This is a genomic window from Caenispirillum bisanense (assembly GCF_900230255.1).
In the GTDB taxonomy this organism is placed as follows: Bacteria; Pseudomonadota; Alphaproteobacteria; order Rhodospirillales; family Rhodospirillaceae; genus Caenispirillum; species Caenispirillum bisanense_A.
Genome location: NZ_OCNJ01000002.1, coordinates 495,869 through 518,661 on the forward strand (window position 1 = coordinate 495,869; position 22,793 = coordinate 518,661).

Here is a 22,793-nt window from a genome sequence, read left to right on the forward strand (position 1 = left end):
AGGCGATCTTGCTCACTTCGCCCAGCGCCCGCAGCAGCTCGTCGTGGCGGTCGTTGCCGAGGCGACCCTCGAAGCCGGCGAGGATGCGCGCCTTGTCGGCGCCGCGCACGGCCATGATGAAGGGGAAGCCGAAGCGCATGGAATAGGCGGTGTTCAGCTCGGTGAAGCGCTCCATTTCCTCGGCGGTCAGGCTGTCGAGCCCGGCCGAGGCCTGCTCGCCGGTGGAGGCCGCCGTCAGCTCGCCGGCCAGCGCCGCCCGCCCGGCGAGGTCGGGGTGGGCGCGCAGGAGGGCCAGTTGCTCGTCTTCCTCGGCCGCTTCCACGGCGCCCATCATCATGTCGTGCATCTCGGTGACGCTGGCGAAGGGGCGGGCGCGGGCGACCCGCTCCGCCACCCAGCGCGAATGCTCGAAGACGCCGCCGAAGGTGGCGACGAAGTCCTCTTCCGCCATGTCGGCGACGGCGTCGAGGGTCAGCTTTTCCATCAGGAACTCTCTCCGGTTCGCAGGATTTCCGCCGCCACGGCGACGGCGATTTCGGCCGGGCGCTTGCCGCCGACGCCGGGCAGGCCGATGGGGCAGGCGACCGCCGCTACCTTGGCCTCGGGTAGGCAGGCGTCGAGCAGGCGCTTGCGGAAGCGCGCCCATTTGGTCTTGGACCCGATGAGCCCGACCGGTCCCAGGTCGTCGCGGCGCAGCAGGGCCGCCAGCACCTCGAAGTCGCGGTCGTGGCTGTGGGTCATCACGTAGGCCCGCGCCCCGGCCGGCAGGGCGGCCGCTTCCGCCGCCGGATCGTCGGTGCGGCGGACGTCGGCGCGGGTGGCGGCGGGGAAGGCGTCGGGGCGCTCGTCGATCCACAGCACGCGCACCGCCGTGCCCTCCAGCACCCGCACCAGCGCCGTCGCCACATGGCCGGCGCCGAACAGGGCGACGGTGACGGCAGGCGCGGCGAAGGGCTCGAACAGCAGGGTGGCGCCGCCGCCGCAGCACTGGTTGCGGTCGGCGCCGAGCATCACCTTTTCCATCACCGGCGCCGTCGCGGCCTCGGCAATCAGGCGGCGGGCGGTGGCGAGCGCCTCGTTCTCCAGTTCGCCGCCGCCGATGGAGCCGGCGAAGGCGTCGGCCGTCACCACCATCTTGGCGCCGGCCTCGCGCGGGGTGGAGCCGACGGCCTCGACGACGGTGACCAGCACGTGCGGCTCGGCCAGCGCATCCAGGTGCGCCAGGGCCTGCCGCCAGTCCCTATCCTGCCAGCCGGTCATGAGCGCTTCGCCGCCTCCACCGCCAGCAGGATCTTCTCGGGCGTCGCCGGCGCGTCGAGCGGCGGCACCCAGCCGGCCGGGGCCAGCGACGCGACGGCGTCGCGCAGCGCCAGCCACACGCTCATCGCCAGCATGAAGGGCGGCTCGCCGACCGCCTTGGAGCGGAAGATGGTGGCTTCCTCGTTGGGCGCGTCGGCCAGCAGATCGACCCGGAAGTCGCGCGGCACGTCGCGGGCGGTCGGGATCTTGTAGGTGGAGGGGGCATGGGTCTTCAGGCGCCCTTCGGCGTCCCACACCAGTTCCTCCATGGTCAGCCAGCCGAGCCCCTGGACGAAGCCGCCCTCGATCTGGCCCTTGTCGATGGCCGGGTTCAGCGAGGTTCCGACGTCGTGCAGGATGTCGGTGCGCAGCGGCAGCCACTCGCCGGTCAGGGTGTCGATGGCGACCTCGCTCACCGACAGGCCGTGGGCGAAGTAGAAGAAGGGGCGGCCGGTGTTGGTGGTGCGGTCGAAGTGGATCTTGGGCGTGCGGTAGAAGCCGGTGGACGACAGCGCGACGCGCCCCACGTGGCACAGCTCCGCCAGTTCGGCGAAATCGAGCACCTTGTTGCCCGCCATCACCCGGCCGGCGGCGAAGCGCACCTCGCCGGCCGCCACGCCGAACAGCTCGGCGGCGTGGGCGGCCATGCGGCCACGGATGGTCTCCGCCGCCACCTTGGCCGCCATGCCGTTGAGGTCGGTGCCCGAGGAGGCGGCGGTCGGCGAGGTATTGGGCACCTTGGCGGTGGTGGTGGCGGTCGGCTTGATGCGGTCGAGGTCGACGCCGAACACCTCCGCCACCACCTGCGCCACCTTCACGAACAGGCCCTGGCCCATCTCCGTTCCGCCGTGGTTCAGGCTGATGGAGCCGTCGGTATAGACGTGCACCAGCGCCCCGGCCTGGTTCATCTCCGGCTTGTTGAAGGACACGCCGAACTTCACCGGCGACACGGCAAGGCCCTTCTTCACCACCGGGCTGCCGGCGTTGAAGGCGGCGATCTCGGCCCGGCGGCGGTCGTAGTCGCTGGAGGCCAGCAGGGCGTCGAGCATGGCCGGCAGGCGGAAGTGCTCCACCGTCTGGTGGTAGGGCGTGACGTCGCGGCCGGGGGCGTAGAAGTTGCGGCGGCGCACCTCCAGCGGGTCGAGCTTCAGGGCGCGGGCGATGTGGTCCATCATCGCTTCCGCCGCCATCATGCCTTGTGGCCCGCCGAAGCCGCGGAAGGCGGTGTTGGACTGGGTGTTGGTCTTGCAGAACAGGCCCGTCAGGCGGGCGTGCGGATAGTAATAGGCGTTGTCGGCATGGCTGAGCGCCCGGCTCACCACCCCCGGCGACAGGTCCACCGACCAGCCGCAGCGCGCCGCCAGGGTCATGTCGACGGCGAGCACGCGGCCCTCGGCATCGACGCCCACGTCCCAGCTCAGCAGGAAGTCGTGGCGCTTGCCCGTCACTTCCATGTCGGTGTCGCGGTCGAGCCGCAGCTTGCACGGCCGCCCGGTGACGCGGGCGCAGACGGCGGCGATGCCGGCGATGATGGTCGCCTGGCTTTCCTTGCCGCCGAAGCCGCCGCCCATGCGGCGCACCTCCACCGTCACCGCGTTCATGTCGAGCCCGAGCAGGCGGGCGACCATGTGCTGCACCTCGGTCGGGTGCTGGGTGCCCGAGTGGACCAGCATGTCGCGGTCCTCCTGCGGGACGGCCAGCGCCGCCTGGGTCTCCAGATAGAAGTGATCCTGGCCGCCGACCATGACCTCGCCGCGCAGGCGGTGCGGCGCGGCCTCGATCGCCGGGCCGGGCTCGCCGCGCTGGAACACGGTGGGCGGCAGGACGTAATGGGCGCGCGCCGCCGCTTCGCGCAGGTCGAGCACCGGCGACAGCGCCTCCGCTTCCATCGTCACCAGGGCGGCGGCGCGGCGGGCGGTGTCGTAGTCGCGCGCCACCACGGCGGCGACCGGGTGGCCGACGTACTCCACCAGCCCGTCGGCGAGCAGCGGCTCGCCGGGCACGATGGGGCCGATGTCGTTGGGGCCGGGAATGTCGGCCGCCGTCACCACCGCGCGCACGCCGGGCAGCGCGAGGGCGGCGGCGGCGTCGATGCCGGTCAGGCGGGCATGGGCCCAGCGGCTGGTGACCAGCGCCACGTGCAGGCAGCCGCGCGGCTCCGGCAGGTCGTCGACGTAGCGCGCCTCGCCGGTGACGTGCTTCAGCGCGCTGTCGTGGGCGACCGGGCTGTGGACGCCGCCGCGGGCACGCAAGATCGGCTCGGCGGTCATAGGGCCTCCAGCCGCGCAGGGGCGGTCGACTCGGTGGTTTCCAGATACAGGCGGTCGAGCAGGTTGGCGGCCACCAGCCGGCGATAGTCGGCGCTGCCGCGGAAGTCGCTCATGGGGCTGATGTCGGCGGCGACGGCGGCCTTGGCGGCGGCGACGGTGTCCGCCGTCCACGGCTTGCCGAGCAGCACCGCTTCCGTCACCGTCGCCCGCAGCGGCCGCGCCGCCACCCCACCGAAGGCCACCCGCATGGCCGTCACCCGGCCCGCCTCCACCCGCAGGGCGAAGGCGGCGGAGACGGTGGAGATGTCCTGGTCGATGCGCTTGGCGATCTTGTAGGCGGCGACGCGGGTGCCGGGGGCTGGGCGCGGGATGCGGATGGCGACGATCAGTTCGTCGGACCGCAGCACCGTCTGACGGTAGCCGGTGACGAAGTCCTCCGCCGCCACGGTGCGGCGGCCGGCGGGGCTCGCCAGATCGATGGTGGCGCCGAGGGCGATGAGCGGCGGCAGGCTGTCGCCGATGGGCGAGGCGGTGGCGATGTTGCCGGCCAGCGTGCCCATGTTGCGCACCTGCGCCGCGCCGATGCGCCGCACCAGATCCCCCACGGCCGGCGCCAGGTCCGTCAGCGCCGCCAGGGCGTCGGCATAGGGCACGGCGGCGCCGATCTCCAGGCCTTCGGCGCTCTCGCGCAACCCGCGCAACTCCGCCACCCGGCCGAGGAACAGCACCGTGCCCGGCACCTCCAGCCGCTTGGTGACGCGCAGGCCGAGGTCGGTGCCGCCGGCCCACACCCAGGCGTCGGGGTGGGCGGCGCGCAGGCGCAGGGCCTCGGCAAGGGTGACGGGGGCGAGGAAGCGCCCGGCCCCGGCGGAATAGGCGAGTCCCTCGCTCGACCATTCAGAAAGCCGTGCGGCGAGGCTTGCATCGGCCGCCGGCGCATCCACCTGAGGCAGGTTGCGAGCGGCCTCGACGATGGGGCGGTAGCCGGTGCAGCGGCACAGGTTGCCGGCGATGGCGTCGAGGATGGCGGTGTCGTCGCGTTCCGGCCGCTGCGCCAGGGCTGCCAGCGCCATGGTAAAGCCGGGGGAGCAGTAGCCGCATTGGGTGGCGTGCGCTTCCGCCAGAGCACTCTGCACCGGGTGCGGCGTGCCGTCGGCGGCGGCGAGGCCTTCCGCCGTCACCACGGCGCGGCCGTCCACCTGCGGCAGCAGCACGAGGCAGGCGTTGACGGCGCGCCAGTCCAAAGTGCCATCGGCGGGGGTGCCGAGCAGGACGGTGCAGGCGCCGCAGTCGCCCTCGGCGCAGCCTTCCTTGGTGGCCGTCAGCCCGTCGGCGCGCAGCCACTGCAGCAGGGTGGTGTGCGACGGCACGCCGTCCACCGCCAGGGGGCGGCCGTTGAGGGCGAAGCGGATCGTGTCTCTCATCCCACCTCCCGGGTCGGTTTTTTTCTGGTCTGGCTCCGATCCTGATTCCATTATTGCAGACATTGGACCGAAAAATCGTCGACAATTTTTCGGCCGATGGTTAAAAATCATGCATGGCTCGTGAATGAGCAAAAGATGTGCATCGGTGGGAGGCCGGGCACGTCGCCGGCGCCAACGATTGCGCCTTCGCTTTCCGATCGGGAGACGCTTCGCATGACCATCTCGCTGTTGCGCAAGGCGCTGGCCGCCGCCGTCGCCGCCACCCTGAGCCTGACCGCCGCCGTCGCGGCCCAGGCGCAGGACCTCAAGCCGCTCAAGTTCACCCTCGACTGGAAGTTCGAGGGCCCCGCCGCCGGCTTCCTGGTGGCCCGCGACAAGGGCTACTTCAAGGAAGAAGGGCTCGACGTCACCATCGATTCGGGCAACGGCAGCTCGGGCGCCGTCACCCGCGTCGCCTCGGGCGCCTACGACATCGCCATGGCCGACATCAATTCCATGATGGAGTTCAACGCCAACAACCCCGGCCAGGCGATGAAGGCCATGTTCATCGTCTACAACGCGCCGCCCTTCGCCCTCTTCACCCTGAAGAAGAGCGGCATCGATTCGGTCGAGAAGATCGCCGGCAAGACCTTCGGCGCGCCCGTCTTCGACGCCCCGCGCAAGCTGTTCCCGGCCTTCGCCCAGGCGACCGGCCTGGATGCCGCCAGCGTGACGTGGGAATCCATGGACCCGCCGCTGCGCGAACCCATGCTGCTGCGCGGCGACGTCGACGGCATCTCGGGCTTCTACTTCACCAGCCTCCTCAACCTGCGTGGCCTCGGCGTGCAGAAGGAGGACCTGAACATCTGGACCTACGGCGACGCCGGCCTCGCCCTTTATGGCAACGGCCTCATCGCCTCGCCCAAGCTGATGGCCGAGGACCCGCAGGCGCTGACCGGCTTCCTGCGCGCCGTGGTCAAGGGCTGGCGCGACGTGATCGCCGATCCGAAGGCCGGCATCGCTGCCGTCAAGGCCGCCGACCGGCTCATCGACGAGGCGCTGGAACTGGACCGCCTCCAGATGGCCATCGACAACAACGTGCTGACCGACGAGGTCAAGGCGGGCGGCATGGGCGGCATCGACGAGGCGCGCATGCAGAAGGCCATCGAGCAGGTGACCTTCGCCTTCGGCATCAAGGACAAGCCGGCCGTCGCCGACGTGTTCACCGCCGAGTTCCTGCCGCCGGCCGACGAGCGCAAGCTCCAGTAACCGCCGGACCGCCACGCGACGGCCGGGCGCGCACCACCGCCGCCCGGCCGGCCGCCGCCGCCACGACAGGGACCGCCGCCATGAGCACCGCCTTCGTCCAGCTGGACCGCGTCCGCCTGCGCTATGCCGAGGGCGACGACTTCGCCCTCGACCAGACCACCATGGCCATCCGCGAGGGCGAGTTCGTCGCCGTCGTCGGGCCGAGCGGCTGCGGCAAGTCGTCGCTCATGAAGCTGGTCACCGGCCTCATGCCGCCCACCGAGGGCAGCGTCATCGTCGACGGGCGCGAGGTGGCGGGCCCCATCTCCATCGTCGGCATGGCGTTCCAGGCCTCCACCCTGCTGCCGTGGCGCACGACGCTGGAAAACGTCATGCTGCCTCTGGAAATCGTGCAGCCGCACCGCGCCCGCCTGCGCCGCCACCGGGCGGAATACGAGGCCAAGGCCCGCGCCCTGCTGGCGGAAGTCGGCCTTAGCGGCTTCGAGGACAAGCATCCGTGGGAGCTGTCCGGCGGCATGCAGCAGCGCGCCAACCTGTGCCGCGCGCTGATCCACGAGCCGCGCCTGCTCATGCTCGACGAGCCGTTCGGGGCGCTGGATGCCTTCACCCGCGAGGAGTTGTGGGACACCCTGCAGGCCCTGTGGATGGAGCATCGCTTCACGGTGATCCTGGTCACCCACGACCTGCGCGAGGCGGCGTATCTGGCCGACACCATCTACGTCATGAGCAAGCGGCCGGGGCGCATCCTGGTGCGGCGCGAGAACGAGATCGCCCGCCCGCGCACCCAGGACACCAGCTTCACGCCGCCCTTCGTGGACCTGGTCCACGAGCTGCGCGACCACATCCGCACCGTGAGGGCCGCCTGATGCCGGACACCACCCCCGCGTCCACGCCCGCGCCTCCTCCTGCCCAGGCTCCGGCCAAACCCCGCAAGCCGGCGCTGCACCGCCGCCCGCTGGCGCGCAAGGCGACGCCGTGGCTGACCACCATCGGCCTGTTCTTGATGTGGGAAGCGGTGTGCCGCGGCTTCGCCGTGCCAGAATACGTGCTGCCGACGCCGTCCGCCAGCTTCACCGCCATCTGGCAGTTCCGCGACGCCATCTGGATGCATGCGGTGCAGACGCTCTACACCACCGTCGCCGGCTTCGCCATCGCGGTCGCCTTCGGCGTGCTGCTCGGCGGCCTGGTGGGGGCGTCGAAGACCATCTACGACGCGCTCAACCCGCTGCTCATCGGCTTCAACAGCGTGCCCAAGGTGGCGGTGGTGCCCATCCTGGTCATGTGGTTCGGCATCGGCACCGTGCCGGCCATCCTGACCGCCTTCCTGATCTCCTTCTTCCCCATCGTCGTCAACGTGGCGACCGGCCTCGCGACGCTGGAGCCGGAACTGCGCGACGTGCTGCGCTCCCTCGGCGCGACCCGCCGCGACATCCTGGTGAAGGTGGGCTTCCCGCGCGCCCTGCCGTTCTTCTTCGCCTCGCTGAAGATCGCCATCACGCTGGCCTTCGTCGGCTCGGTGCTGTCGGAGACGGTGGCGTCCAACAAGGGCATCGGCTACCTGATGATGGCGGCCAGCTCCAAGTTCAACGTGCCGTTGGTCTTCGCCGGCCTGCTGGTGATCGCCGCCATGGGCATCGCCATGTACGAGGTGTTCAACCGCATCGAACGCCGTTCCACCAAATGGGCGACGCGCGGCGGCCCGTCGGCGTGAGGGCGGCGGGGCGCGGGGGTGACGGCGGAGGCGGCGCCGGGTGCACCGCCTCCGCCGTCATGCTCTGTCGTGTCTCACTTGGCGGCCGTCTCCTGCGGCCGCGGCCCGACCGGCACCATCACATGGGCATAGGGCGTCCCCGCCCACATGACGTAGGGTCCGCCGGCGTTGGGATCGGTGGGAATGCCGTCCAGCATGGCGGCGTCGGGCACGACCAGCATGAGGTGCGGCCCTTCCACCACCCAATCGTCGCCTTCGGTCGGGCCTTCGGCGTAGGGATCGGTGTTGCTCGCCCCTTCGTCGCCGGCCAGCATGTAGCTGATACCGAGGCGCTCGGCTTGGAACGGCGTCTTGCCCTGCCACGCTTCGCCCCACTTCATCCAGGTGGCGTCCATGCACATGGGGGCGGTGCCGGACAGTTGCGGCGGGGTCGGGAAGCAGACGTAGCTGCCGCTGCCGTCGCGCAGGACGTTGCCCTCCCAGTCCATGACCTCGACGGTATCGGCGAGGCCCGGCGGGGCCGCCTTCACGGCGTCGTCGATCATCGCCTGGGGGTCGGCGGCGGTGGCCGGAGCGGCGGATAGGCCACCAGCTGCCATGGTGAGGAGCGCGAGCGGGGTCGAGATGCGAATGCCCATCGTCTTGTCCTCCTGAATGGACGGGTACGAGACGGCCGGGCGGTGCGGCATGATCTTCGGGTCGTTGCGGCAGCGCCGTGCGGTGCCACCGATGCCAGCCCATCATACAGGCCGCGGTCGCACCGGCGGCTGCGATTCGGAGGCAGGCCGCAGGTCGGACGGCGGCCCCCGCCCTTGGTCGCCCTTGCCGGCCGCACGGGGCGCAGGCACACTTCACCTCCATGCACGCACCGCCGCCTTTCCATCGCCGAGGCCTCAGCCGCAACCCCGTACCGGGCGCGGCGGTGGCGGAGGTGCGGGCGCAGTTGGCGGCGGTGGCCGATCCGGCGCTCGTGGTGCTGTTCGTCCCCTCGCGCCTCGACCGCCACGCCACGGCAGCGGCGGTGCGCGAGGCCTTCTCCGGGGTGCCGGTCATCGGCTGCACCACCGCGGCGACCCTCTCCCCCGCCGGCTTCGAGGGCGCGGCGCTGGCCGGTTTCGCCCTGGCGCGGGCGGAGGCGACGGTGGTGACGCGCCGCCTCGACGACCTCGACCGCTTCACCATGAAGGACGGCTACGACGCCGCCCAGTCGCTGCTGTGGGAATTGAGCGGCGCCGCTCCCGGCGCCGACGACACCAACACCTTCGCCTTCCTGACCATCGACGGCCTCAGCCTCGCCGAGGAGCGGGTGGCGAGCGCCGTCGGCATGGCGCTCGGCGCCATTCCGCTGTTCGGCGGCTCGGCGGCCGACGCGCTGGAGTTCCGCGACACCGCTGTGTTCCACGACGGCGCCTTCCGGCGGCGGGCGGCGGTGCTGACGCTGGTCCACACCCGGCGGCCGTTCCGCGTGTTTTCCGCCCAGCATTACCTGGCGACCGACGCCCAGGTGGTGGTGACCGAGGCCGATCCGGCGCGCCGTCTCGTGCAGGCGCTCAACGGCCGGCCGGCGGCGGAGGAATACGCCCGCCTGCTCGGCGTGACGCCGGCCGCCCTGACGCCGCAGCTGACGGCGGCGCGGCCGCTCATCTTCCGCATCGGCGGCCGCAACTACGCCCGCGGCATCGAGACCATCGGCGCCGACGGCGCCATCAGCTTCGGCTGCGCCATCGACACCGGCCTCGCGCTGTCCATCGCCGACGGCGTCGACCCGGCGGCCAATCTCGCCGGCCTGTTCGACCGCCTGCGCCAGAGCCTGGGGCCGCTGGACCTCACCTGGGCCTGCGACTGCGCCGTGCGCATGCTGGAAATCCGCCGCCACGGCCTGGAGCCGCAGGTGGCCGCCCTGTTCGCCGACAACGCCGTCGGCGGCTACGCGAGCTTCGGCGAACAGGTCGGCACCATGCACGTCAACCACACGTTCACCGGCGTCGCCTTCGGCGCGGCGGAGGCGGCGGCGGTGCCGGAGATCGTCACCGGCAGCGCCCGCAACCTGCTCATCCACGAACCCGCCGCCGCCGATGCCCCGGCGCCCGAGCGCCCGGCCGACATGCCGTGGACGCGCGACGCCTCCGCCGACCCGGAGGTGGAGGAACTGCGCCGCATCGTGCGCGCCCTCATCGACCGCAGCCAGCGCGACGCCAACTTGCACAGCGACAATTTCTCGCTGTTCCAGAACGCCATCGTGCTGGAAGACACCGTGCGCCGCCGCACCACCGAACTGCTGACGGTCAACCAGCAGCTCAGCCGCGAACTGGCCGAGCGCCGCGAGATGGAGGAAGCGCTGCGCGTCGCCAAGGCCCAGGCGGAACAGGCCAACCGCCTGAAGAGCCAGTTCCTCGCCGCCATCGGCCACGACCTGCAGCAGCCGCTCAACGCAGCCCGCCTGTTCCTCGGCACCCTGGGCGAGAAGGTGTGGCTCGACGACGACCTCGCCCTGCTCGACCGCATCACCGAAAGCCTGGGGGCGGTGGACGACCTGCTGGGCGGCCTGCTCGACATCACCAGCCTCGATTCGGGGGTGGTGCCGGTGGACGTGCGGGAGGTGCCGCTCAAGCCGCTGGTGCGCCAGCTCGACGCCGAATACGCCCCGCAGGCCCGCCTGCGCGGCGTGCGCATGAAGAGCCTCGCCGCCGACGTGGTGGTGCGCACCGATCCGGCGCTGTTGCAGCGGGTGCTGCGCAACCTGCTCAGCAACGCCCTGCGCTACACGCCCGAGGGCACGGTGCTGCTCGGCTGCCGGCGGCGCGGCGACGGGGTGTGGATCGAGGTGTGGGACACCGGCATCGGCATGCCGCGCGAACGCCTGCGCGAAATCTTCCAGGAGTTCCGCCGCCTCGACAATCCGCGGGCGCCGGGGGGTGCGCGCGGCCTCGGCCTCGGGCTCGCCATCGTCGACCGCATCGCCGACATGTTGAAGATGGAGGTGACGGTGCGGTCGGAGGAAGGGCGCGGCTCGGTCTTCGCCGTGCGCGTGCCGCTCGGGTACGGCGAGGCGGTGGCGGAGGGCGACGGCGGCGCCACCACCCGCGAGGCCGACATGGAACGCGCCCTGCGCGGCCGCCGCGTGCTGGTGCTCGATGACGACCCGGCCATCCTCGACGGCATGCGGGCGCTGCTGGCGGCGTGGGACTGCGTGCCGCTGACCGCCGGCGGCTTCGTCGCGGCCATGCGGGCGCTGAAGGACCCGGGCGGGCCGCCCGACCTCATCATCGCCGACTGGAACATCGGCGACCCCGACCTGACCGGGCTGGATGCCGTGGAGGCCCTGTGCGCCCGGCTCGGGCGGCGGGTGCCGGCGGTCATCATCACCTCGAGCCGCGAGCGGCAGGTGGCGGAAGCGGTGGGGCTGCACGGGCTCGGGTTGCTGCACAAGCCGGTGCGGCCGGGGCAGCTGCGGTCCGTAATGGCGCTGCTGCTTCTTTCGGCGGGGACGTGAAACGGATCGTGACGGGGGCGGGACCTTTTCGTTACGCTTTCCCGCGACCGTTCGGGAGTCATGGAAGGGGAGCATGGCGCAGACGGATTTCGACATCCTCGTCGCCGGCGGCGGCGTCGCCGGACTGACGGCCGCCCGCCTGCTGGTGGGCGACGGCTGGCGCGTGGCGCTGGCCGGTCAGCCGCGCCCCGCCGCCTGGGAAGGCATCTCGCCGCGGGTGGTGGAGGGCTTGCGCCGTGCCGGCTGCGCCGCGGCCGAGGCCGCCTGCGCCACCGTCGTGCCGCGCTCCGCCGCCTGGAACGGCGAGCGCCATGCCGCCAACGTGGAATGCCTGGTGGAGCGCGCGACCTTCGACGCCGCCCTGTGGCAGGACGCCGCCGCCGCCGGCGCGACCCTGATCGACGGTCGCGTGACGGCGGTTGAACGCGACGGCACCGGCTGGCGTCTGAGCGTCGGCGACCGCGTGCTGAGAGGCGGCTTTCTGGTGGAGGCGCGCGGCCGCAAGGCGCCCAAGGCCGGCCCGCACCGCTGGAATGGCCCGCACACGGTGGCCCTGGCGCAGGCCTTCGACGGTCGCCCGCCGGCGCGGGCCGAAAGCGGCGTCGCCAGCTGCCCCGACGGCTGGATCTGGTTCGCCGTGTTGCCCGACGGCCGGCGCCTCGTGCAGGTCTTCGCCGATGCCGCCGACGTGCCGGCACGGGAAGGGCTTGCGGCCTTCCATGCAGAGCGCATGACGCAGGCACCGGACGTTCTGGCCTGGCTCGACGGTGCCCGGCCGGTGGGCGAGGTGACGGCGCGCGACGCCACGCCGCTCATCACCGCCGAGGCCGATGCGCCCGGGGCCTTGCGCATCGGCGACGCGGCTTTCGGCATCGACCCGCTGTCGGGCCACGGCACCTACGAGGCCATCGGCGGCGCCCTCATCGCCCGGCCGGTGATCGCCACACTGCTGGACGCGGCGGCCGACTCGGCGGCGGCCTTGCAGTTCCACCGCGAGCGGGTGGTCGACGCCTTCCACCGCCACGCCCTGGCGGGCCGCGCCTTCTACGCCCAGGAGACACGCTGGACCGCCCGCCCGTTCTGGCGTGACCGCGCCGGCTGGGACCCCGCCGCGCTGCCGGCCCCGCCACCCGCGCCGCCGCGCGCCGAGGTCGTGGTGCGGCCGGTGATCGAGGGCAACCGGGTGGTCGCCCGTCGAGTGGTGGTGACGCCGCAGCATCGGCGCGGCATCCTGTCCATCGACGACGTGCCGCTGGCGCCGCTGCTCGACGTTCTGGCCGGCGATGCGACGCCCACTGTTGCCGCCGCCCGCCTCGACCGCAGCCCGGCACAGGTCGCCAAGGCGACCGCCTGGCTGGTCCGCCAGGGCCTGCTGCCCATCCCGGCGGCGGCCGTGTAAGCCCCTGTGGAGCACCCGATGACCCGCTTCCTCATCGCCGACGATCATCCGCTCTACCGCGAGGCCCTGGTGCATGTCCTCGGCCGCGCCTTCGACGGCGCCCGCTGCACCGAGGTGGCGAGCCTGGACGAGGCGCTGGCGGCGGTGTCGGCGGCGGACGAACCGTTCGACGTGGTGCTGCTCGACCTCTTCCTGCCGGGTGCCGAGGGCTTTTCCGGGCTGACGGCGGTGCGGGCGCGGGCGCCGGACACGCCGGTGGTGATCGTCTCGGCGTCGGAGCGCGGCGAGGCGGTGCGCCAGGCCATGCTCATCGGCGCCGCTGGCTACCTGCCCAAGTCGTCCACCTCCGCCATCACCGAACAGGCGATCCGCCTCGTGCTGTCGGGCGGCTGCTACCTGCCGCGCCAGGCCATGGCGGAAGACCCGCCGGTGGTCGCGGCGGTATCGGGCGGCGGCGGCGTGTCGGCGGTGGACGCGGCGGCGGCGAGCGCCAGTCTGACACGGCGGCAGACCATGGTGCTGGAGAAGCTGGCGGAGGGCCTTTCCAACAAGGAAATCGCGCGGGCGCTCGACATCACCGAGATCACGGTGAAGGCGCACATTTCCGCCATCCTGCGCAAGTTCGGCGTCACCACCCGCGCCCAGGCCATCGTCGCCGCCAACCGCGCCCTGGCGGTGAGCGAGCGGTAGGGGCGGGCGTCGGTCCGGCGGTCGGGTTTGGCAAGTGCTTGGAATTACTCGTCAATTGTCATGGCCGGGCTTGACCCGGCCATCCACGGCGGCACCGGCGGCGGCCGCGGGCGCTGCGTCCTCCACGGCCGGCGGCACCGGCGGCGGCCGTGGGCGCTGCGTCTTCCACGGCCGGCGGCAGGGGAGCCGTGGATGCCCGGATCAAGTCCGGGCATGACATAAGGGGCTGAAACATCAAGAGATATTGTCATGGCCGGCCCCCCGATCCGGCCCTTCCCAGGCGTCGGCCTTCGGGCGGCCAGCATTCCCGCCGCCAACTGCTAACCCCCGGCATCTTTCCTGATACCTCCGAACAATACCGCGGCGCCCGATGCGATACGTCGGGCCAATTTCCTTCACGTGTCGGCGGTGGAACACTGATGACGGTCCCGCGGGCGGGATCGCCCGGACCGCACCACAAACCAAACCGCGGCCGGGGGCTCTGACAGGGAGCGCTGGAAGACGACATGCGGGGACACACCATCACCACGACGCCCTAGATCTGCCCGACACCCGGCCGTCCGCGCCGGACCCCGTCGTTCGACCGGCTTTCCCTCCCGCCTGCGCGCACGCGCAAGAAAAGAACCGGGAGTGAAACCGTATGCACATCAGCCGCCAGGGCAGCCGCATCGCGCCCTCCGCCGCCGTTACCGAATTCCTGTCGCGCCTCGGGGAAGGCCGCATGCTGATCGGCGACCGTTGGGTCGCCGCCGCCGACGGCGCCACCTTCGAGGTCGTCGACCCCGCCACCGGCACCGTCTTTCATCGCGCCCCGCAGGCGACCGTCGCCGATGTCGACGCCGCCGTCGCCGCTGCCCGCGAAGCCTTCGAGAACCCCGCCTGGGCCGCCATGACGCCGACGGCGCGCGGCCAGCTGCTGTGGAAGCTCGCCGACCTCATGGAGGCCAATGCCGACGAGCTGGCCGAGATCGAGAGCCTCGACAACGGCAAGGCCAAGCTCATCGCCCGCCATGCCGACGTCGCCATGGCCATCGACTTCCTGCGCTACATGGCCGGTTGGGCGACCAAGATCGAAGGCGCCACCATCCCCGTCTCCGTCCCCTACATGCCGGGCGCCAAGCTGTTCGCCTATACCCAGCGCGAGCCGGTCGGCGTGGTCGGGCAGATCGTGCCGTGGAACTTCCCGCTGCTCATGGCGGCGTGGAAGCTCGGCCCCGTGCTGGCCGTCGGCTGCACCTCCGTCCTCAAGCCGGCCGAGCAGACGCCGCTGTCGGCGCTGCGCCTGGGCGAGCTGATCCTGGAAGCCGGCTATCCGGCCGGCGTGGTGAACGTGGTCACCGGCTTCGGCCACATCTCTGGCGCCCGCCTCGCCGAGCATCCCGACGTCGACAAGGTGGCCTTCACCGGCTCCACCGAGGTGGGCAAGCTCATCGGCCATGCCGCCATGAGAAACCTGAAGCGCGTGTCGCTGGAACTGGGCGGCAAGTCGCCGGTCATCGTGCTGCCCGACGCCGACGTGGCGCAGGCGGTGGAGGGGGCTGCCAACGCCATCTTCTTCAACCACGGCCAGGTCTGCACGGCGGGCTCGCGGCTCTACGTCCACCGCTCGATCTTCGACCGGGTGGCCGAGGGCGTGGCGGGCGCGGCCAAGGGCATCCGCCTCGGCCACGGCCTCGACCCCGAGACGCAGATGGGCCCGCTGGTGTCGGAAGAGCAGGCGTCCCGCGTCGCCGGCTACATCACCAAGGGCCTGAGCGAGGGCGCGCAGGCCCTGTGCGGCGGCCGCCGGGCCGACCGCGAGGGCTATTTCGTCGAGCCGACGGTGCTGGTCGGCTGTGCCCAGGACGCCACCGTGGTACGCGAGGAGATTTTCGGCCCGGTGCTGTGCGCGCTGCCCTTCGACGACCTCGACGAGGTGGCGGCCATGGCCAACGACACGCCCTACGGCCTCGCCGCCAGCGTCTGGGGCACCGACCTGCGGCAGATCCACCGGCTGGTGCCGAAGATCAAGGCCGGCACGGTCTGGGTGAACGCCCACAACGTGCTCGACGCCGCACTGCCGTTCGGCGGCTTCAAGCAGTCGGGCTGGGGCCGCGAAATGGGCCGCTCGGTGCTCGATCTCTACACGGAGGAGAAGTCGGTCTGCATGGTCGTCTGACCACGGGCCGGCGGGACCACGCATAACAAGACAAGACCCAGACAAGAAAAGAAAAACCCAATCAACTCAGGAACAGGTGGAGGTTCATTCACATGACGCGACGGAGGAGGACGGGGCTGCTTTCCGCATCCCTGGCCGCCATGACCGCCGGACTGCTGTCCGGCGGTGCGGCGGCGGAAACGCTGGACCCCAAGGCGCTCATCACCGAGCGCTGCGCCAGCTGCCACACGCCCGAAGGCACCGACAGCTGGAAGCGCATCAGCCACATCCGCAAGACGCCGGAAGGCTGGGAGATGACGCTGTTCCGCATGGGCCACCTGCACGGCGCCAAGCTGTCGGCCAACGAGGCGACGGCATTGATCCGCTATCTGTCGGATACCCAGGGCCTCGCGCCGTCGGAAACCGCCGACTACCGCTACATCCTGGAGCGCCAGCCCAACGTGTCGGAAGCCGAGGCGGACGAGGGGCTGGTCACCACCTGCGCCCGCTGCCACAGCTTCGCCCGCGTGGCGCTGCAGCGGCGTGACGCCGACGAGTGGCTGAAGCTCGCCAACTTCCACGTCGGCCAGTTCCCCACCGCCGAATACCAGTTCATGTCGCGCGACCACGAATACTGGAAGCGCATCTCCACCGAGATGCCGAAGATCCTCGGCGACCGCTTCCCCTACCAGACGGCCGCCTGGACCGCCTGGAAGGACGCCGACAAGCCCGACCCGGCCGGCACCTGGATCGTCTCGGCCTACCAGCCGGGCCGCGGCGCGATCGGCGGCAGCATGGCCGTCGCCCCGGCGGCCGACGGCACCTATACCGTCACCTACGACCTCGTCGACGCGAGCGGCCAGCCGGTCGCCGGCGGCGGCCTCGCCACCGTGTTCGGCGGCTACGAATGGCGCGCCTCCACCGACCTCGGCGGCGGCTCCATGCGCGAGATCATGGCCCTGTCCGAGGACGGCAAGACCCTGTCGGGCCGCATGTTCCAGGCCGACGCCGACGAGATCGGCGCCCGCGTCACCGCCGTGAAGGCCGACGGCCAGCCGACCCTGGTCGGCCTCAGCCAGGCGAGCCTGAAGGCCGGCGAGAGCAAGACCGTCACCCTCTACGGCGACGCCCTGCCGAGCACGGTCGACTTCGGCCCCGGCATCACCGTGGCGCCGCTGACCGCCGCCGGCGACCGTGTCACCGTCAAGGTGACGGCGGCCAAGGACGCGGCGCCCGGCTGGCGCACCGTCAAGGCGGGCGGCAGCGAGCTTTCGCAGGCCTTCGCCGTCTACAAGTCCGTCGACAGCGTCAAGGTGGAGCCCGAGACGGCGGTCGCCCGCGTGGGCGGCGGCGGCGGGGCCATGGCGGCCATCACCGCGCAGCTGGAAGCGGTCGGCTACCTGAACGGCGCCGACGGCGAGCCCGGCACCGACGACGACGTGCGCCTCGGCGCCCTGCCGGCCACCTGGACGGCGGCCAACCGCGACGCCGCGGCGGAAGCCATGGAGGACGCCAAGTTCGCCCTGACCTCGCACGGCGGCGGCCTGTTCCAGCCGGCGCTGGCCGGTCCGAACCCGCAGCGCCGCTTCGGCACCAACAACGTCGGTGACCTGGCCGTCACCGCGGCCGTCAAGAACGGCGGCAAGACGGTGACGGGCGAGGGGCGCCTCGTGGTGACCGTGCAGCGCTGGAACGATCCGCCGATCCACTGAGCGAGCGACCGGAGGCAATCCCATGGCTACATTGCAACTGGCCGGGAACGACGTGCGCACGCTCCGCTTCGGCGACCAGCGCATGCTGTTCCACGTGCCGTCCACCAGCGTCTTCGCGCTCGACCCGCTCGGCGCCGAGATGGTGGACCTGTTCCGCGAGCGCGGCCCGACCGGCGTCGGCGAGGACGACATCCGCACCCGCTTCGACGGGCGTTACCCGGCCGCCGACGTCATCGAGACCCTGCGCGAGTTCCTGACCCTGCGCATCGTCGGCCCCGACGCGGCGACCCCCGTCGAGGCCAAGCCCATCGTCGTCGAGGAGCTGCCGGTCTCGACCGTCGTGCTCAACGTCAACACCGGCTGCAACCTCAGCTGCACCTACTGCTACAAGGAGGACCTGACCACCCCCGCCGCCGGCCAGCGCATGGAGTTCGACACCGCCGCCCAGGCCGTCGACCTGCTGCTGGAGGAAGCCGCCGGGCGCGACCGCGTCAACGTGGTGTTCTTCGGCGGCGAGCCGCTCAGCAACATGCCGCTCATCCGCGCCGTGGTGGACTTCGCCGAGCGGCGCGGGCGGGAGACGGGCAAGGTCATCGATTTCTCGCTGACCACCAACGCCACCCTGCTGACCGAGGAACTGGTGGACTACTTCGACGCCCACCGCTTCGGCATCACCATCAGCATGGACGGCCCGCCCGACCTGCACGACCGCAACCGCCGCACCGTCGGCGGCAAGGGCACCTACGACGTGGTGGCGGCCAAGGCGAAAATGCTGCTCGGCCGCTACAAGTCCCGCCCCATCGGCGCCCGCGTGACGCTGACCACCGGCGTGACCGACGTGGCGCGCATCCACAAGCACCTGAAGGACGAGCAGGGCTTCTTCGAGGTCGGGTTCTCGCCCGTCACCTCGGGCGACAACAGCTTCTTCAACCTGCTGCCCGACGAACTCGCCACCGTGTTCGAGGGGCTGAAGGAGCTGGGGCGGGAGTACGTGGCCGCGGCCCTCGCGGGCGGCAACACCGGCTTCGGCAACATGCACCAGCTGATGACCGACCTGTCGGAAGGGACCTCCAAGTCCCTGCCGTGCGGGGCGGGCGCCGGCATGCTGGCGGTCGACCGCAAGGGCGACGTCAACCTGTGCCACCGCTTCACCGGATCGAAGATGCCGACCTTCGGCAACGTCGAAGCCGGCTGGGACAAGGCGGCGGTGCGCGGTTTCCTGGAGGAGGCGGCCAACCGCAAGGACCCCGTCTGCTCCACCTGCTGGATCCGCAAGCTGTGCGCCGGCGGCTGCTACCACGAGGCCTACAGCCGCTACGCCGACCCGCTGAAGCCCAACCACCACTACTGCGACCTGATGCGCGACTGGGTGGCGTTCGGGCTCGAGTCCTACGCCGCGATCATGGCCGGCAACCCCGGCTTCTTCGACCGCCACGTCGCCCCGAGGAGGGCCCATTGATGAAGCACATCACTCCGATGAACCGCAAGGCCAAGGCCGTCGAGCAGGCTGCCGACGGCGGCGGTGTCGACGAGGTCTACACCATGTCGTCCATCGTCACCGGCTGCACGGCGACCGTCGATCCGGGTTGGGAAATCGACCCCTTCGGCAGCGTCGCGGCGCTCTGCGCCCCCATGGAGGCGGACCTTTACGGCTGTTCCGACCCCTGCTGGTGGCCGGCCCAGGTGCCCGACACCATGAACACCTATCCCGACTGGAACGCCGACGCCCCTTCGGCCCAGAACGACTGGCGCGAACTCGGCGCCGTCTTCCCGAAGAAGTGACGGCCAGGAGCAGGACGATGACCATGTATCGCAAGACCCTGCTGGCGGCCGCGGCCGGCCTCGCCCTGGTGGGCCTGGCCGGCGGCGAGGCGTCGGCCAAGGAATACCTGCTGACCGCCGCCAAGCCCAACAAGGTGGTGCTCATCGACCCGGCGGCGCGGGCCGTCGAGAAGGTGGTGGAAATCCCCGGCCCCGGCGTCGCGCCGTGGACGGTGATCCCCTCGCCCGACGCCAAGGTCGCCTACGTGCTAACCGCCCACAACGAGGCGGTGGTCGGCGTCGACCTCGACACCGGCAAGGAAGTCTTCCGTACCGACATGAACGAGCCGGAAAACGTGCGCTCCAAGATCATGCCGGCGGTGGAACTGTCGCGCGACGGCAAGGAGCTGTTCGTCTTCGTCTCGCCCATGAAGGAACTGCCGGGCGAATACCAGGTGATGGACACCCGCGTGAAGGTGTTCAGCACCGCCGACGGCGTCGGCGCCAAGCCGGTGCGCGAGTTCGAAGTGCCGCGCCGCATCGCCCTGTTCTTCATGTCGGCCGACGACCAGACCCTGTGGGGCCTCGGCTGGGATCTCTACGGCATCGACCCCAAGACCGGCGCCATCAAGGAGACCCACAAGATCGTCAACGGCCCGAAGCCGGACCGCGCCCCGGCCGACATCCTGGACTTCTGGCCGCAGTACGAACAGGCGGACGTGTTCTCGACGCCCTACTACACCTTCGACACCACCAAGCAGGCCGACGATCCCACCGCCTACAAGACCGGCATGCTGACGCTTGACCTGAAGTCGGGCGAGTTCGTCATGGATGAGTTCGAGGATACCTCGGCCGTCATCTTCTCGTCGGTGGTCAACCCGGTGCGGCGCAACGAGGTGTTCTCCACCTACACCCAGTTGTCGAAGATCGACACCGCCACCGACACGCTGGTGAAGCGCGTCGACCTGCCGCACACCTACTACTCCATCAACATCAGCGGTGACGGCGAGGAGGTCTACGTCGCCGGCACCATGTGCGACATCGGCATCTATTCCACCGCCGACCTGTCGGAGAAGGGCCGGGTGGAGATCCCCGGCTGCCCCGACCAGGGTGTCGCCTCGCTCCGCGTGATCGAGCGCTGAGCATGGCGGTCGCGCCGAGCCCGCACGCCCCCCGCGCGGCTCCGGCGCGGTCGACGCGGGACCAGGTCCGCTGGGCCTGGTCCTTCGTCGCACCGCACCGGACGACGCTGGCGGCCATCGCGCTCACCTCGCTGCTCGGGGTGGGCATCGGGCTGGCGCAGCCGTGGATCACCAAGCTTCTCATCGACGATGCCCTGCTCGGCGGCGACCTGCGCCTGCTGGTGATGCTGAGCGCCGGCATGGTCGGCATCGGCATCCTGTCCACCGCCGTGTCGGCGTGGAACCGCTGGATCTATATTCGTGCCTCCGGGCGCATCCTGTTCGCCATGCGCGGGCGAGTGCATGCCCACCTTCTCACCCTGTCGCCGCGCTTCTACGCCCGCTGGAAGACCGGCGACCTGCTCAGCCGGCTCGACGGCGACATCGGCGAAATCCTGCGCTTCGCCGTCGACGCCCCGCTGGCGGCGCTCAACGCCGTGCTGGTGCTGACCGGCGCGCTGACGCTCATGCTGCTGCTCGACCCGTGGCTGACGGCGCTGGCGCTGGCGCTGCTGCCGGCGCAACTGCTGTTCCTGAAGTGGGTCCGCCCCATCGTCGACCGTCGCACGCGGGCCTTGCGCGAGCGCTCCGGCGAGGTGTCGAGCTTCCTGGTGCGCAGCCTGTCGGCCGTGAAGGTGGTGCAGGCCTTCCGCGCCGAGCGGGCCGAAACGAAGCGCCTCGACGGGCTCGGCCACGGCTACCTGGACGACCTGCTGCGCCTGCAGATGGTGAACTTCGCCGCCGGGGCGGTGCCGGGTCTGTTCGGCTCGGTCGGCAATGCCCTGGTTTTCGTGGTCGGCGGCATGATGGTGCTGAACGGCGCCTTCACCCTCGGCGGCCTCGTCGCCTTCACCGCCTATCTCGGCCGCGCCACCGGCCCCATGCAGTCGCTGCTCGGGTTGTGGATGGCGGTGCGGCGGGCGCGGGTGAGCCTCGACCGCGTCATGGAAATCCTCGACGCCGCCCCCGACGTGGCCGACCCGCCGCAGCCCCGCCCGCTGCCCGCACACGGCCCCGCCTCCGTGCGCCTGGAGGCGGTGGACTACCGCCACGCCGAGGCGCCGGTGCTGATCGGTGCCACCCTCGACATTCCCGCCGGCGCCAAGGTGGTGCTCGTCGGGGCTTCCGGGGCCGGCAAGAGCACGGTGGTCGATCTGCTGCACCGCCATTTCGATCCGCAGGGCGGCCGCGTCACCCTGGCCGGCCTCGACCTGCGCGACCTCGCGCTGGCCGACCTGCGCCGCGCCGTCGCCGTCATGGGGCAGGAGGTGGTGCTGTTCCCCGGCTCCATCGCCGACAGCATCCGCCTCGGCGCGCCCGAGGCCGACGACGCGGCGGTGGAGCGCGCTGCCCGCGCCGCCCAACTCGGCCCGCTGCTCGACCGCCTGCCGCAGGGCCTCGATACCCCCGTCGGCGAGGCCGGCGCCCTGTTCTCGGGCGGCGAGCGGCAGCGCATGGCGCTGGCCCGCTGCCTGCTGCTCGATCCGGCGGTGCTGGTGCTCGACGAGCCGACCTCGGCCCTGGATGCCGAGACCGCCGCCGCCCTCGCCGCCGAGATCGACCGCCTGTTCGCCGACCGCACCCGCATCGTCGTCAGCCACCGGCCCGATATGCTGACCGGCGCCGATGCGGTGTGGGAGTTGCGCGACGGCCGCTTCCGCCCGCTGCCGCAGCCCGTGCGGGAGAGCGCGTGATGACCGCCGCCCCGACCCCCGTCCTCGCCCCCGTCACCGTCGCCGTCATCGACAGCGGCATCGCGAGCCCGCCCGGCGCCCCCGTGGCGCTGGCCCGTGCCTTCCGCCCGGCGCAGGACGGCAGCGTGCGCGCCGTGCCGCCGGAGCCCGACACCCTCGGCCACGGCAGCGCCGTCGCCCGGCTGGTGCGCGAGGCCTGCCCGGACGCCCGCCTGCTCGACGCCCAGGTGTTCGGCCGCCACAGCGCCACGTCCGCCGGGCTGGTGGCGGCAGGGCTCACCTGGGCGGTGGAGCAGGGGGCGGATGTCTGCGTCCTCAGCCTGGGTTTGCGCAGCGACCGCGCCGTGCTGGCCGAGGCGGTGGCGGCGGCGCTGGCCGCCGGGGTGACGGTTGTCGCCTCCGCCCCCGCCCGCGGCGGGCCGGTGTGGCCGGCGGCCTATCCCGGCGTGGTGCGCGTCTCCGGCGATGCCCGCTGCGGCGTCGGCGAGCTGTCGTGGTTCGGCGACGGCGGCGGTGCGGCGGAATACGGCGCCTGCCCCGGCGTGGTGGTGGAACCCGGCCGCCAGCCGACCGGCGGCGCCAGTTTCGCCGCTGCCCGCATCGCCGGCCTGCTCGCCGCAGCCCGCGCCGCCGGCACCTGGGCGGCGGGCGAGGCGCCGGAGGTGTGGCTGCGCGCGGCGGCCCGCTTCGTCGGGCGCGAGCGCCGCGTCTCCGCCGGCGGCTGACGCACAACCGTTCAAGACGGCGCCACGGGCGCCCGCCCAGACTCCTCCC

Annotated in this window: 17 protein-coding genes and 1 pseudogene; 13 read left to right on the forward strand and 5 right to left on the reverse strand. The window is 71.8% G+C overall.

Annotation, left to right across the window (positions count from 1 at the left end; genetic code table 11):
- Nucleotide 1: 1 nt before the first annotated feature.
- The 4 genes and pseudogenes from uraD to xdhA form a co-directional block, all read right to left on the reverse strand.
- Nucleotides 2–484: pseudogene (gene uraD, locus CRP50_RS26470) on the reverse strand (2-oxo-4-hydroxy-4-carboxy-5-ureidoimidazoline decarboxylase); the annotation flags it as partial.
- Nucleotides 484–1,260, reverse strand: a complete 777-nt coding sequence (gene xdhC, locus CRP50_RS06910; RefSeq protein ID WP_097278243.1) for a xanthine dehydrogenase accessory protein XdhC — start codon at nt 1,258–1,260, stop codon at nt 484–486. The gene xdhC and the pseudogene uraD, both read right to left, overlap by 1 nt.
- Nucleotides 1,257–3,569, reverse strand: coding sequence for a xanthine dehydrogenase molybdopterin binding subunit (gene xdhB, locus CRP50_RS06915; RefSeq protein WP_097278244.1), 2,313 nt, complete (start codon nt 3,567–3,569; stop codon nt 1,257–1,259). The genes xdhC and xdhB overlap by 4 nt, the downstream gene beginning before the upstream one ends.
- Complete coding sequence (gene xdhA / locus CRP50_RS06920) at nt 3,566–4,993, reverse strand: xanthine dehydrogenase small subunit (RefSeq protein ID WP_097278245.1); 1,428 nt, start codon at nt 4,991–4,993, stop codon at nt 3,566–3,568. The genes xdhB and xdhA overlap by 4 nt, the downstream gene beginning before the upstream one ends.
- Nucleotides 4,994–5,206: 213 nt before the next feature.
- Between xdhA and CRP50_RS06925 the strand changes: the two genes are divergently transcribed.
- From CRP50_RS06925 to CRP50_RS06935, 3 genes are all read left to right on the forward strand, one after another.
- Nucleotides 5,207–6,241: an ABC transporter substrate-binding protein gene (locus CRP50_RS06925; RefSeq protein ID WP_097278246.1), complete on the forward strand. Its 1,035-nt coding sequence runs from the start codon at nt 5,207–5,209 to the stop codon at nt 6,239–6,241.
- A gap of 80 nt (nt 6,242–6,321) precedes the next feature.
- Complete coding sequence (locus CRP50_RS06930; protein WP_097278247.1) at nt 6,322–7,107, forward strand: ABC transporter ATP-binding protein; 786 nt, start codon at nt 6,322–6,324, stop codon at nt 7,105–7,107.
- Nucleotides 7,107–7,952 (forward strand): ABC transporter permease, encoded by an 846-nt coding sequence (locus CRP50_RS06935; protein WP_097278248.1) that lies wholly within the window; start codon nt 7,107–7,109, stop codon nt 7,950–7,952. Before CRP50_RS06930 ends, CRP50_RS06935 begins: the two co-directional genes overlap by 1 nt.
- 74 nt (nt 7,953–8,026) lie before the next feature.
- On the opposite strand, the gene CRP50_RS06940 is transcribed toward CRP50_RS06935, so the two are convergent.
- Nucleotides 8,027–8,590, reverse strand: coding sequence for a hypothetical protein (locus CRP50_RS06940; RefSeq protein WP_245913390.1), 564 nt, complete (start codon nt 8,588–8,590; stop codon nt 8,027–8,029).
- A 221-nt stretch (nt 8,591–8,811) separates the two neighbouring features.
- Here CRP50_RS06940 and CRP50_RS06945 point away from each other — a divergent pair, with 221 nt between their 5' ends.
- From CRP50_RS06945 to CRP50_RS06990, 10 genes are all read left to right on the forward strand, one after another.
- Nucleotides 8,812–11,445: a NahK/ErcS family hybrid sensor histidine kinase/response regulator gene (locus tag CRP50_RS06945; RefSeq protein WP_097278249.1), complete on the forward strand. Its 2,634-nt coding sequence runs from the start codon at nt 8,812–8,814 to the stop codon at nt 11,443–11,445.
- A 73-nt stretch (nt 11,446–11,518) separates the two neighbouring features.
- Entirely contained in the window at nt 11,519–12,844 is a 1,326-nt protein-coding gene (locus CRP50_RS06950; RefSeq protein ID WP_097278250.1) for an NAD(P)/FAD-dependent oxidoreductase, read from the forward strand.
- Nucleotides 12,845–12,862: 18 nt separating this feature from the next.
- On the forward strand, nt 12,863–13,534 hold the full coding sequence (locus tag CRP50_RS26320; protein WP_097278251.1) for a response regulator transcription factor: 672 nt from the start codon (nt 12,863–12,865) through the stop codon (nt 13,532–13,534).
- Between the two features lie 640 nt (nt 13,535–14,174).
- Nucleotides 14,175–15,692 carry an aldehyde dehydrogenase family protein gene (locus tag CRP50_RS06960; protein WP_176525061.1) on the forward strand — a complete coding sequence of 506 codons (1,518 nt, stop codon included), beginning with the start codon at nt 14,175–14,177 and terminating at the stop codon, nt 15,690–15,692.
- A 140-nt stretch (nt 15,693–15,832) separates the two neighbouring features.
- Nucleotides 15,833–17,383: a quinohemoprotein amine dehydrogenase subunit alpha gene (peaA, locus tag CRP50_RS06965; protein WP_176525062.1), complete on the forward strand. Its 1,551-nt coding sequence runs from the start codon at nt 15,833–15,835 to the stop codon at nt 17,381–17,383.
- A gap of 22 nt (nt 17,384–17,405) precedes the next feature.
- The gene (peaB, locus tag CRP50_RS06970) at nt 17,406–18,842 is read left to right on the forward strand and encodes a quinohemoprotein amine dehydrogenase maturation protein (protein WP_097278253.1); all 1,437 of its coding nucleotides are present in this window, start codon (nt 17,406–17,408) and stop codon (nt 18,840–18,842) included.
- The gene (gene qhpC, locus CRP50_RS06975) at nt 18,842–19,165 is read left to right on the forward strand and encodes a quinohemoprotein amine dehydrogenase subunit gamma (protein WP_097278254.1); all 324 of its coding nucleotides are present in this window, start codon (nt 18,842–18,844) and stop codon (nt 19,163–19,165) included. The genes peaB and qhpC overlap by 1 nt, the downstream gene beginning before the upstream one ends.
- 17 nt (nt 19,166–19,182) lie before the next feature.
- A complete protein-coding gene (gene peaD, locus CRP50_RS06980) occupies nt 19,183–20,286 on the forward strand; it encodes a quinohemoprotein amine dehydrogenase subunit beta (RefSeq protein ID WP_097278255.1) in 1,104 nt (367 codons plus the stop codon).
- Nucleotides 20,287–20,288: 2 nt separating this feature from the next.
- Nucleotides 20,289–22,019: an ABC transporter ATP-binding protein gene (locus CRP50_RS06985; RefSeq protein WP_097278256.1), complete on the forward strand. Its 1,731-nt coding sequence runs from the start codon at nt 20,289–20,291 to the stop codon at nt 22,017–22,019.
- Nucleotides 22,019–22,744: a S8 family serine peptidase gene (locus tag CRP50_RS06990; protein ID WP_097278257.1), complete on the forward strand. Its 726-nt coding sequence runs from the start codon at nt 22,019–22,021 to the stop codon at nt 22,742–22,744. Before CRP50_RS06985 ends, CRP50_RS06990 begins: the two co-directional genes overlap by 1 nt.
- Nucleotides 22,745–22,793: the final 49 nt, after the last annotated feature.

Excerpts from the sequence above, each read along its gene's own strand:
- xdhC (WP_097278243.1), bottom strand. The coding sequence starts at position 1,260 with ATGACCGGCTGGCAGGATAGGGACTGGCGGCAGGCCCTGGCGCACCTG.
- xdhB (WP_097278244.1), bottom strand. The coding sequence starts at position 3,569 with ATGACCGCCGAGCCGATCTTGCGTGCCCGCGGCGGCGTCCACAGCCCG.
- xdhA (WP_097278245.1), bottom strand. The coding sequence starts at position 4,993 with ATGAGAGACACGATCCGCTTCGCCCTCAACGGCCGCCCCCTGGCGGTG.
- CRP50_RS06925 (WP_097278246.1), top strand. The coding sequence starts at position 5,207 with ATGACCATCTCGCTGTTGCGCAAGGCGCTGGCCGCCGCCGTCGCCGCC.
- CRP50_RS06930 (WP_097278247.1), top strand. The coding sequence starts at position 6,322 with ATGAGCACCGCCTTCGTCCAGCTGGACCGCGTCCGCCTGCGCTATGCC.
- CRP50_RS06935 (WP_097278248.1), top strand. The coding sequence starts at position 7,107 with ATGCCGGACACCACCCCCGCGTCCACGCCCGCGCCTCCTCCTGCCCAG.
- CRP50_RS06940 (WP_245913390.1), bottom strand. The coding sequence starts at position 8,590 with ATGGGCATTCGCATCTCGACCCCGCTCGCGCTCCTCACCATGGCAGCT.
- CRP50_RS06945 (WP_097278249.1), top strand. The coding sequence starts at position 8,812 with ATGCACGCACCGCCGCCTTTCCATCGCCGAGGCCTCAGCCGCAACCCC.
- CRP50_RS06950 (WP_097278250.1), top strand. The coding sequence starts at position 11,519 with ATGGCGCAGACGGATTTCGACATCCTCGTCGCCGGCGGCGGCGTCGCC.
- CRP50_RS26320 (WP_097278251.1), top strand. The coding sequence starts at position 12,863 with ATGACCCGCTTCCTCATCGCCGACGATCATCCGCTCTACCGCGAGGCC.
- CRP50_RS06960 (WP_176525061.1), top strand. The coding sequence starts at position 14,175 with ATGCACATCAGCCGCCAGGGCAGCCGCATCGCGCCCTCCGCCGCCGTT.
- peaA (WP_176525062.1), top strand. The coding sequence starts at position 15,833 with ATGACCGCCGGACTGCTGTCCGGCGGTGCGGCGGCGGAAACGCTGGAC.
- peaB (WP_097278253.1), top strand. The coding sequence starts at position 17,406 with ATGGCTACATTGCAACTGGCCGGGAACGACGTGCGCACGCTCCGCTTC.
- qhpC (WP_097278254.1), top strand. The coding sequence starts at position 18,842 with ATGAAGCACATCACTCCGATGAACCGCAAGGCCAAGGCCGTCGAGCAG.
- peaD (WP_097278255.1), top strand. The coding sequence starts at position 19,183 with ATGACCATGTATCGCAAGACCCTGCTGGCGGCCGCGGCCGGCCTCGCC.
- CRP50_RS06985 (WP_097278256.1), top strand. The coding sequence starts at position 20,289 with ATGGCGGTCGCGCCGAGCCCGCACGCCCCCCGCGCGGCTCCGGCGCGG.
- CRP50_RS06990 (WP_097278257.1), top strand. The coding sequence starts at position 22,019 with ATGACCGCCGCCCCGACCCCCGTCCTCGCCCCCGTCACCGTCGCCGTC.